Source organism: Schlesneria paludicola DSM 18645 (assembly GCF_000255655.1).
Classification (GTDB): domain Bacteria; phylum Planctomycetota; class Planctomycetia; order Planctomycetales; family Planctomycetaceae; genus Schlesneria; species Schlesneria paludicola.
The window spans coordinates 1,036,801-1,047,336 of sequence record NZ_JH636434.1 but is presented as its reverse complement, the minus strand read 5'-3'; the positions used below and the strand labels follow the sequence as shown (position 1 = coordinate 1,047,336).

Below are 10,536 nucleotides of genomic sequence, written 5' to 3'. Positions count from 1 at the left end.
GATGGAATGCCACGAGAAGATCCTTCAGCGATACCTCAAGCCGGATCTGCTGATCGTCGACGACATGGGGATGAAGCAGTTACCCAAGCGATCAGGTGAGTACCTGTTCGAGATCATCATGCGGCGACACGAGCTTCGCTCCACGATGATGACCAGCAACAGACCCTTGGACGATTGGGGCCAATTGATCGGCGACGTTCCCAGCGCAACTGCCATCTTGGATCGCTTCCTGCATCGAGCGGAAGTCGTGCAAATCACCGGCAAGAGTTATCGTTTAGAGAAATCGAAAAAAAGTTCAAACGATACCAAAGCGCCCACCGGGTCCAAAGCCGAAGAATAGAAGGGCAAACAGTACCATTAAAGACATCAACCGATAAATGGTACCGTTTGAAGTGCAAACGAGTGGTACTGTTTCAAGCGCCAATTGACACCTATGCCGCGATCGTTGTTCCGTGGCCTTATCAAAGATGCAGTGCCCTCGTAGTTCAAGCGGTCAACTCTTGTCAACAATTATTTGGACTTTTCAGTGTTTAAGCTGCCGCTAGCATTGGCGGCCAATGCCAGCTCGTCTTCGATGAGTCTTTTGAGTCGTTCCGCCACAGAGTTTGCACTCGACGCGCCCAATCCAACGGCAATTCGTTCCATTCCGCTTGATTTGTGAATTACACGCACAAAGGTTCTTCCTTGGTCCGCTCGTCCAATATCAATTGAATAGTCCTCCATCGTATTTCCCTTTCACCTGAAACGGCGTTATCTCAATGCCTTTATAAGTTGCTGCAGAAACAGCTTGCCTGCCAACTCTGCTGCCGATTCGGATGTACCTTGTCCAGACAAGATTTCTCGCACGTGATGGAGTTCATGCCCTACGGTCCTGACGGCGTCAAGTTGGCAGGAACTTTGCGGGCAGTGTTTTTTCCGCTGGGCAGGGCTAATGTGGGCTTCGCTAGTTTGCTCGCGGTGCGATGACGGGAAAAAGAAAAGGTCAAGAATCGCGGAAGGGATGTGGTCGCCAAAGCTGAACAAGAAGGGATGTGACTGGCATGAGCGAAACTCCTTTCGCTCTGACTGGTACGCAGTTTCCTTGCCAATACGCGTTATGAAATGCTCTCTAAACTCTTACACAACTAGTTATTTTGACTCTCGATTTGAGGGTATTTACTGACAAGGAAATTCCGAGCTCGCTGCAAATATAATTCAAATTCTGAGGATGAACGTATTCTGTCAATTGTTGCCACTAAAGGAGAGACATTTTGGATACATGCTCCAAAAACATTCTGCGGAGTATCGAGTTTAAACAATGCTCGGTAGTCATAAAATCCGGCTTCGAACATAAATAGGCTGGGCATTCCGCTAACATTTGACAAGTAGTCGAGTGTTTTCGCGACACTATCATCAATAGATGGATCTATTGCTTCTACATTTATTTCATATAGTGCGACCTGAAAAATCCAGTCAGTGTCACATATATCAAAATATGTTACAGATGTATTGTTAGGCCAAAATGCTTTGATCGAGTTTTCTACGGATTCGTCAAAAATGGAGTAAATCATGTAAGCGAGGAGTGGATATGGAGGTGGATCCATCCAAGATACAGCTTTGAGAAACTCGGCTCGTTCGTTCACGGTTACAATCCCAAGCTTTGAAGTTTTCTTGGATTTGGAAAATAGCTCGTTACGATTTTACCCTGAAGATGTCCCTCTTTGGCAACGAGAACGGCTAATTTTCGGCCTCCGACCTCACCAATAAATATCCTTACTTGCGTCGTACCTGGCCACCCGTTAAAGCTTTTCAACGGCTTTTCCAATATTGGAACTACCAGCTTTCGAAATTTATCGACTTTCGAAGCGAGGCTGCCTGAGTTGGGAATTACATCACCGACGAGATGGCGAACAGCATGACCGGCGTTCATACCATCAAGTGCCGAATTTGCGGTTCCAGGTGCAAAGCCGATTGCATCGGGGACGGGAAAATTCACACGGCATACGTCATTGTTGTGAACGAGGATTCCGGCCCGGGTGACTTCATAGACATGTTCACCACGTACTTCAATATTGTAAAGTGGGACAGATTCGTTTCGGGCCTCGACAGACTTGACCGTAATCCAGCCGTCGCGGCCCAAGACTGCGTCTCCGGCGGTCTATTCTCCCATGGGAACCCATGCTTGAATGGCGGGCGACCAGATGGGGTGCGACTTTGAGCCTTCCAGAGTGTCACCCGTTTCGAACGTGATCCGCACCGTCTCGTCGGCTCTTCGTGTGACCAGTCAGTCGACGGATTGGAAATGGAGTTCCGCACGATGGTACGAGTGGCAACAGACTGTCGGAGTGCCGATTCGATGGATTGAGTAACTCCAACGTCCTCTGACTGCGCTACCCGACGACGAAGGCTCATTACGCCTTGTCTGGCTGACGCAACTAATTCAGCAAAATGGACTATTATCGCAATATACTTGCATATTTGATGACGCTACCTGTTTGTTGATCGACAACGACAAATGGACTCCCTTTGTTATCATTCGCCCAGATTGTCCACGTTTTTAGGCCTTCGATAATCCTGCAATTACCTATTGGACATCCGTGACTGATGCACTCTTCAGTAGCAATCGATAAGGCACGCTTTGCGTCGATCAAAGGAGACGGGATAAAAAGCAATCGCCGAATAATTGAAAGTATCATTCAAATAAGCTCCCACTGATTCGATAGCCGATATAGATACTGGACCCTAGAATGCCTGCGTACGCTACACCCGCCAGTAGCACTCGGCCGCCTGTCACATATCCTTCGCGAATCGGAAATTTTAATCCGTAGATCAATTGTTTCGTTGCGTACGTTTCAGCGAGAGCCTCTTCCATGTATCGCATAAGGTGTGAGTTCCCATATGCCCAGACACCAATTCTTGCACGTATGCTCCCAATAATCCCATGGCGCGCACTAAGGAAACTTTGAACACTCTCGTGCCGAAGCGTTAATTCTAATTCTCTGCCAGTCAGACCACGTTTAATTACTATGTTGCCATATGGATCCGTATATGCGCGACTCCACTGCCGCCTGAGAACGATGCTGGATTGACATACCCCTGGCTGTAGACAACGCCACCGACAAACACTGGCTGAAGGCCGGCACTCGTGTTGTTGATGACTTGGTTGGTGGGATAGTCCTCTTCCGTCAGGTACTGAGAAATCGCTGCGGCCGTCCGGGGCTCTGTCGTGTTCGACCGATGCAGTTGCTGCAGGATATACAGGGAGAGATCCTTCCCCCAGAATCCACATAGTATATCGGCCACATCATCAGTCGAGCGGCGCGGAGATCGCAATCCATGCGTCATGGGAAAACGATTCATTGCCTTCTTCTTTATTTTCCACGGCATAGTCAACAAAACCTCTAAGACAGTGCACAATCCACCACCCTGAATCTTCGTCGAATTCATCTATCGGAGACGTGGCATTATATGTCACTTTGCAAACCAATTCTGCAATTGCGAGAATTGCTATTAGTAAGCTCTCTTCTTCTGAAAACTCTCGCTTTTGCCCCGCCTCATCTAATCTCAACGTAGTATCCCGCAAATTACAGAATGCCTGATGGCCGGTGGACCATAGGTCTTTATTATCCACCATCTTCAATACGTAATCAAATTGTGGAGACTCAATGCGATACCTACGAAGTAGAAACTTCAGGATTCGCGACGCCCATTTCGGACGCGACTCTGTTGGAAGGCCCTCAAATATAATCCTGCCTGCGTCAAAAGGCTTTCCAGTAGCCCACAAGACGGGTGCTTGTTTGATATGAATGTTATTCATTATAAACTCTCTGGAGTCAATCTGAACGATAATCAGTCAAACCAAGTGACGCGGCCATTGGACGTAAATCGAATGTACGGAGGCATTGTAATACGCCCGTTTGGTGCTGTTGGGTTATTGGAAAAATTCAACGATGCCCTGCCTCCGCCATTACCAACGTTCCGAAGCCTTTTCATTATTTGAATTGCGTTCGGATGAGCAGTGTCGAATCGAAAATCGATATCGCTTCTGGTTTTGGGCCTTTTCCGGCTTGGTTTTCCGACAGGCAGGTCTGTTTGGATATTTCTACCTTTACCTGCAGCACGGCTGCCGACTACGTCAATCGTCGTACTGTACTCTTTTGAAATTGCCTGAATTTCCTCAACTTCTTGTAGCGTCAATGAATTCGGCGGGATTTCGTGCGGCCCATGTGGAATGCCGGGATTAACGGAGCACGGATTGCTGTTGTGAACGAGGATTCCGGCCTGGGTGACTACATAGACATGTTCGCCACGTACTTCAATATTGTAAAGTGGTACCGATTCGTTTCGTGCCTCGACGGACGTGACCGTAATCCAGCCTTCACGGCCCAAGACCGCGTCTCCGGCGGTCCAATCTTCCATGGGAACCCAGTCTTGAATGGCGGGTGACCAGATGGGGTGTGACTTCGAGCCTTCCAGGGTGTCACCCGTTTCGAATGTCATCCGCACCGTCTCGTCGGCTCTTCGTGTGACGAAACGGCCTGTCACGACTTCTCCATCGCCGGTGCTGAGTGGAGGGCATGGGCTGATTGCCGTGACTTCCGCAATTCCATTTAGCTCCAGTTCGGTTGAATAGACTTTGAAGATGCTGCCGATTTCCAGGTGGCTCGATGCGACCCAATCCCGAGGCCGTAGCAACTCGGCGTCTACGATTCCGCCATCCGTCTTCCGCCACTCCATCGTCAACAGGACCCAACTCGATTCGTCTGGTTCAGGCCATTCAAAAGCATATTCTTCAGGGCGTGGATTCTTCGTTGGAATCCGAGCCCCCAAAGAGACCGTCTCGATCGGAATCAGATGTGTTGCTGGAGTTTCCGTGAGACCGACGGCCGTCTGGAGATCGTGGTGATTGTCGGTGGTCGCTTCGAAGATTCCGTGACGAGCAAGACTCTGACGATCCTCTCGTGACGAAGGAGATGCCGCAGCAACGCTAACCAGTGTTCCTGCAACGAAACATTTGCCTTCTTCGATGCACTTCATAATCTTCGATGCAGCGGTTCCTGCTTCGTCTGACTTCCCGAACAATCTCATGATCGATTTGCCGGCAGACGCGGCAAAGTCAGCTCCTTTCGAGACCACCTTGCGTACTAACGCCACCGCTTGTGCGGCATCCCCGGCGAAGGGGACAGCCGCCCCGGCGCTGAGGCCCGCCTCGAGGTAGCTGCCGCGTCCCAGATGGATGCCGCTATTGATAATGTCGGGGATGGCGCCGAAGACGGGTATGAAGCCCGCGACATCCAGGGTCAACTGGATTCCGTCTAAGACCGCTTCGAAGTTGCGGATGACGAATCCACCGACCTCGCTCACGCCGTACGAGATCTGGTCCACGATCCAGACGGCGGTGTCCATCGCCGTATCGATGCCAGACGAGATCCAACTGGCGAGGGTTTCCCAGTAGGTTTGTGGCGCCTGATCCTCATTTAGACCGAAGGTCGCGTCCGGGATGGATGCGGGACTGCTGGCATCCATCGGCACGGACCGGAATGCGAAGCTGGTATACGCGACTCCACTGCCGCCTGAGAACGATGCCGGATTGACATACCCCTGGCTGTAGACGACGCCACCGACAAACACAGGCTGAAGACCGGCACTCGTGTTGTTGATGACTTGGTTGGTGGGATAGCAGCCGACGCAAGAAGGTATTTCACCGGACGGACACCTCCGTTGAGGAGTTCGTATTGAACGACTCGGAATAGCTTCCGTCCTGTATACCCAATGTGTACGAGCCATTGGCAGACTTCGCATACGCCGACGAACCAGAATCCTGGATTCATTCACGCGATAATTGACACATTGCTATGCGTGCACACACCTTATATCCAGTCTAGCGAGCGTAATGTTATCGACGAGGCAGTGTCACCGCGGTTCCTCCAACGGCGTCGTGCGATGGAATGCCGTTTTCCAAACGCTGGAATGTTCGCAGCCTTTCCAATCTTCGAACTCCGATTCGCTCGATGTCAGCCCAGCCATCCGAACCCGCAATCGTTGCGCACAAAGCGACGAACACTAGCTCGAACAGTTCATGTCGACGCGTCCGTTCCATCCGAGGATCGGAAAAATCGCCAATCAGTGATTTGACATCAAAATGCCTCCCTGAAGGGAATCGATCACCAATACATTCAGGCGCCCCCCATTGATTTGCAAATCCCCCAGCGTATGTTGCTCTCAATTAGATACGTTTGCCGTGAATGTAAACGGTTACGTTTTGAAGGAGCATTTTCGCTATACACATATATGTGTATATTCACATATACATAGATTCACTTCTTGACAATACATTCATTGCCAAACAGGGCCGCCAACTTTGTGCCAATTCTCTTGTAGTAATCGAGCTCAAGGCAATTAGGGTTGCATAGAACAAACCGAAACTCATGATCTGCCGTGCGCCACTTCACCATATACCCTTCGCCGTCAAGAACATCAGCTGCGATCATTCCATTTCTAGCGGGCAATTCCTCCAAGTATGAAATAAATGTGTCATACTCATCTGGTGTGATCACCTTTGACTCGGTAATCTGATAAGGATCACCTTCTAGTAAATATTTTCTGCAGCCGTCTTTGCTTTTACCAACCGCAAGACAAATTCGACTTTCAGTTGTCTCTCTGGATACTGCAACTCCTATTTCTCCTGGAATATCCATTGAGTCAAACGTATTTTCAAACACCGGAAAAGATGGAATTTCATCAAGTTCTTCCATTAGAAATTACCCCCAAGGACCCCTTGATTTGATGAATACCGCCGCCACGCACCAGATGGACCGATGACGATCGTTGATTGTTGTCGACGACGGAAAAAAATAGCTATGTAATCATAGGTACTCAGGCCAAGGAGGCCACTCGGATGTGAGTGAGCAATGATTCGACTTGCACCACTGATGTCGACCTGACCTTTTTGTCCCATTCTCAAGACCAGTCCCTGCCTTGTGCGAAGAAGCGCAATCTCGCGACCAGTACCTGCCGTTAAATCTCCGATTTTCCCGAACACAGCTGCCTTTGTTCTAGCGATACCAGTTGAGTCAAGCAATACGTCACCATTCTTTAGCTGTGCGATCAGCGATCGATTCTCAAACCATAGCTTGGGTGTCGCTGCACGGCAATTCCGCAAGATCAAATCCAGTCAGCCTAGCCGAGTGAGGGCTTCTGGAAATGTAGAATGTCCCCTTTGTCGTTCCCTCGACGACTACGCAAGATCCAATCTAGCCAACCCGACCGAGTGAGGACTTCGCGAAAAGTAGAATGGTCCCCTTTGTTGTTCCCCTGCCAAAGCGCGTCAAGCAAACGAGCTGATCTCGCTTTTCGAAGCGGGATCAGCTCACGACCTGCACTTTTTCTGGCTCGCGAATCGGAAAAGCGTATTTGGCACCCAGATTTGTTGTGGCAACGATTGTCTCGTCGTTTACGGCGATAGCAACAAAGGGATTAGATAAAAGAAAGAACGCTAACCATTCAAGATGATTGTCGCTACAGCGAGACACCGCCACGAATCCAAATGTACCATACACGGCACATTCACCACATGTAACACACAGTCCTTTTTCGGCAATGATAATTGGAGAACCACCGCTGGCAGACAATCCGACATTAAGAGTAACTCCAGGCAATTTCACAGCGTCGCGCATATCCACCCATTGCCTTTGTCGAATCTGGATGCCATCGGTTGCAGTTGGAATTCTAGAAGGAATGTCCAGTAGCATCACATTCCCATTTCCGAACTGCACCGAATCTAAATCCAGACATTCGTCACGTTTCCATAGACTCTGTATCAAATCTTCATCTTCAGAGCCTGCTATGGACATGATATGATTCCTTTCGCTTACCATTAAATGATCTTCGGGTTAGCGTTCGTCCCAGTAGGTGGAAGTGGTTGACCATCAACCAAATTCCTGACATCCATCCGCCGACGTTCGAACTGCTCTCCCCAAGTTCTTTTTGAGCCGGGGAAGAGGTCGTTTGGGTTTACCTTCTCATAGGGAATCTTCTTCAGGCCTGCTATGCGTGCGGCAAAAACACGACGGTTGTCGTATGAAACAAGCTTTCCGCCAATTAGCATTACACGTATTGGCCCGGATTTGTCCCAATTCCAATTCCTGGCCTCCATGTCCTTGGCGTAGTCAAGGACGCTCTTATTAACGCTGTTTTGAGAATAGTTAACGCTGTTGGGGGCTATCGTTCCATTTTTTGGAACATCAGAGTTGCCAAGATTGATGCCACAACCGCCGAGACCGCCGCCGCTGTTGTGAACGAGGATTTCGGCCTGGGTGACTTCATAGACATGTTCGCCACGTAGTTCAATGTTGTAAAGTGGGACAGATTCGTTTAGGACCTCTACAAACGTGACCGTAATCCAGCCTTCGCGGCCCAAGACTGCGTCTCCGGCGGCCCATTCTTCCATGGGAACCCAGTCTTGAATGGCGGGCGACCAGATGGGATGCGACTTCGAGCCTTCCAGGGTGTCACCCGTTTCGAATGTCATCCGCCCCGTTTCGTCGGCTTTTCGGGTCACCAAACGGCCCGTCACGACTTCTCCATCACCGGTGCTGAGCGGAGGGCACGGGCTGATTGCCGTGATTTCCGCAATTCCATTCAACTCCAGTTCGGTCGAAAAGACTTTGAAAATGCTGCCGATTTCCAGATGGCTCGATGCAACCCAGTTTCGAGGCCGGAGCAACTCTGCGTCAACGATTCCGCCATCCGTCTTCCGCCACTCCATCGTCAACCGGACCCAACTCGATTCGTCTGGTTCAGGCCATTCAAAATCATATTCTTCAGGACGTGGATTCTTCGTTGGAATCCGAGCCCCCAAAGAGACCGTCTCGATCGGAATCAGGTGTGTTGTAGGAGCTTCAGTGAGACCGACCGTCGCCCGGAGATCATGGGAATTGTCGGTGATCGCCTCGAAGTTGCCACGGCGAACAAGACTCGGTCGATCTTCGCGTGACGCTTGATAGCCCTGCTATCGCAAACACTTTCTGGCACGTTCTTTATATCGACTCTGCCACTATATAGCACCTTCAAAGATGCAGTGTCCCCATGACCCCGACGTCATAGAGATCCCCTGGGAACGGCCCTGCCGCGTTGCCATGTCAACTTATGAATTGTCCTCAAGTTCACTTGCTTCGATCACGTTCAGCATTGTACTCCCTTACGCGACGCTTGATTGCGTCCTCAACGAGTGGCATCTGGGAAAAATCGCCTCGAAGAAACTTGCTCCCGTAGTCGCGCAAACGATTCGCAGACTCAGTCATGTAATTGCGGAGGCCGTTCTCTTCGTCGTAGAAAACTGAATCAGCGCCATACTCGTAGGCAGGTCTCATTTCTGTTTCTTTCGAAAGTACATAGTTAAAATCGAAGCGTGTAATTTGAGAGTCTTCAGTAATTGGATAGGAGTTCTCCCGAATCTCGCCATTAACTAACTTGTAAACAAACATAAACACAAACGCATCCAGGAATTCGTAGCTTATCTCGAGTGCAACACCCTTGTTTGTGTTTACATACATCACGTGACCGCCATTACGTGTGTTTTTTGTCTCCTTGATGACAAATCCGTATTCATCTTCTAAAAAGTCGAATACTTCGCATGCTAATTCCGTAAACTTAGGCATTTAATTGATCCTTGGAGGCCAAAGAACCGTAACGTTCCAGCCTTTTCTTAAGAAAGTATCGATCAGATTCTTCTCCGCTGCATAGAAACGACTGGGGGCTTTTTTCGCCACGTCGAATCCAATATCGACTATTTTGTATCCCTGTGCAATTTTCATGCGAAGCCATCTTTCATTGCGTTTGATCGCTGCCGCTAATTCTGCCGGCGTCATAGGGCGATTTGTAGGGAAATTTTTTGCCCAAGCCCTATACCATTGGGCATCGATTCCCATGCTCCGCAGTTTACGGGCATGTTCTGTGATACGGGCCATCGTTTCGCCAATCACGATGATCTTTAATTCGGATACCTGAGCGGAGCCGACAGATGCTCCAGCCGCAATTCCATAATCGTTACTATTGTGGACGAGAATCGCGGCTTCTGTGACTTCATAGACATGCTCGCCGCGTACTTCGATATTGTAAAGTGGGACGGACTCGTTTCGGACCTCGATGGACGTGACGGTAATCCAGCCGTCGCGGCCCAAGACTGCGTCTCCGGCGGCCCATTCTTCCATGGGAACCCAGTCTTGAATGGTGGGTGACCAGATGGGATGTGACTTCGAGCCTTCCAGGGTGTCACCCGTTTCGAACGTCATCCGCACCGTCTCGTCGGCTTTTCGGGTGACGAAACGGCCCGTCACGACTTCTCCATCGCCCGTGCTGAGCGGAGGGCACAGGCTGATTGCCGTGATTTCCGCAATTCCATTCAACTCCAGTTCGGTTGAGAAGACTTCGAAGATGCTGCCGATTTCCAGGTGGCTCGATGCGACCCAATCCCGAGGCCGGAGCAACTCGGCGTCTACGATTCCGCCATCCGTCTTGCGCCACTCCATCGTCAACCGAACCCAAGTCGATTCGTCC

General features: G+C 50.0%; 13 protein-coding genes. 1 reads left to right on the top strand and 12 read right to left on the bottom strand.

The window, feature by feature from the left end; all coding sequences use genetic code 11:
* The coding region (locus OSO_RS42200) for an ATP-binding protein (protein ID WP_010582407.1) at window positions 1-340 on the top strand (340 nt) is incomplete at its 5' end.
* A 784-nt stretch (window positions 341-1,124) separates the two neighbouring features.
* On the opposite strand, the gene OSO_RS0105050 is transcribed toward OSO_RS42200, so the two are convergent.
* From OSO_RS0105050 to OSO_RS49670, 12 genes are all read right to left on the bottom strand, one after another.
* Window positions 1,125-1,622, bottom strand: coding sequence for a hypothetical protein (locus OSO_RS0105050; RefSeq protein ID WP_040591606.1), 498 nt, complete (start codon window positions 1,620-1,622; stop codon window positions 1,125-1,127).
* A 2-nt stretch (window positions 1,623-1,624) separates the two neighbouring features.
* A complete protein-coding gene (locus OSO_RS0105045; protein WP_010582405.1) occupies window positions 1,625-2,119 on the bottom strand; it encodes a hypothetical protein in 495 nt (164 codons plus the stop codon).
* A 552-nt stretch (window positions 2,120-2,671) separates the two neighbouring features.
* Window positions 2,672-2,860 (bottom strand): hypothetical protein, encoded by a 189-nt coding sequence (locus tag OSO_RS0105035; protein WP_010582403.1) that lies wholly within the window; start codon window positions 2,858-2,860, stop codon window positions 2,672-2,674.
* Window positions 2,861-3,003: 143 nt separating this feature from the next.
* On the bottom strand, window positions 3,004-3,282 hold the full coding sequence (locus OSO_RS0105030) for a hypothetical protein (protein ID WP_029246661.1): 279 nt from the start codon (window positions 3,280-3,282) through the stop codon (window positions 3,004-3,006).
* 4 nt (window positions 3,283-3,286) lie between these two features.
* The gene (locus OSO_RS0105025; protein ID WP_010582401.1) at window positions 3,287-3,796 is read right to left on the bottom strand and encodes a hypothetical protein; all 510 of its coding nucleotides are present in this window, start codon (window positions 3,794-3,796) and stop codon (window positions 3,287-3,289) included.
* A 32-nt stretch (window positions 3,797-3,828) separates the two neighbouring features.
* Window positions 3,829-5,610, bottom strand: a complete 1,782-nt coding sequence (locus OSO_RS47470) for a polymorphic toxin-type HINT domain-containing protein (RefSeq protein ID WP_010582400.1) — start codon at window positions 5,608-5,610, stop codon at window positions 3,829-3,831.
* Window positions 5,611-5,875: 265 nt separating this feature from the next.
* The gene (locus tag OSO_RS52485) at window positions 5,876-6,205 is read right to left on the bottom strand and encodes a transposase family protein (protein ID WP_050986003.1); all 330 of its coding nucleotides are present in this window, start codon (window positions 6,203-6,205) and stop codon (window positions 5,876-5,878) included.
* Between the two features lie 91 nt (window positions 6,206-6,296).
* Window positions 6,297-6,734, bottom strand: coding sequence for a hypothetical protein (locus OSO_RS0105010; protein ID WP_010582398.1), 438 nt, complete (start codon window positions 6,732-6,734; stop codon window positions 6,297-6,299).
* 609 nt (window positions 6,735-7,343) lie between these two features.
* A complete protein-coding gene (locus tag OSO_RS42185) occupies window positions 7,344-7,832 on the bottom strand; it encodes a hypothetical protein (RefSeq protein ID WP_010582397.1) in 489 nt (162 codons plus the stop codon).
* 23 nt (window positions 7,833-7,855) lie between these two features.
* A complete protein-coding gene (locus OSO_RS0105000) occupies window positions 7,856-8,839 on the bottom strand; it encodes a hypothetical protein (RefSeq protein ID WP_010582396.1) in 984 nt (327 codons plus the stop codon).
* 304 nt (window positions 8,840-9,143) lie between these two features.
* A complete protein-coding gene (locus OSO_RS0104995) occupies window positions 9,144-9,638 on the bottom strand; it encodes a hypothetical protein (protein WP_010582395.1) in 495 nt (164 codons plus the stop codon).
* On the bottom strand, window positions 9,639-10,536 hold an 898-nt coding region (locus OSO_RS49670), incomplete at its 5' end, for a polymorphic toxin-type HINT domain-containing protein (protein WP_010582394.1).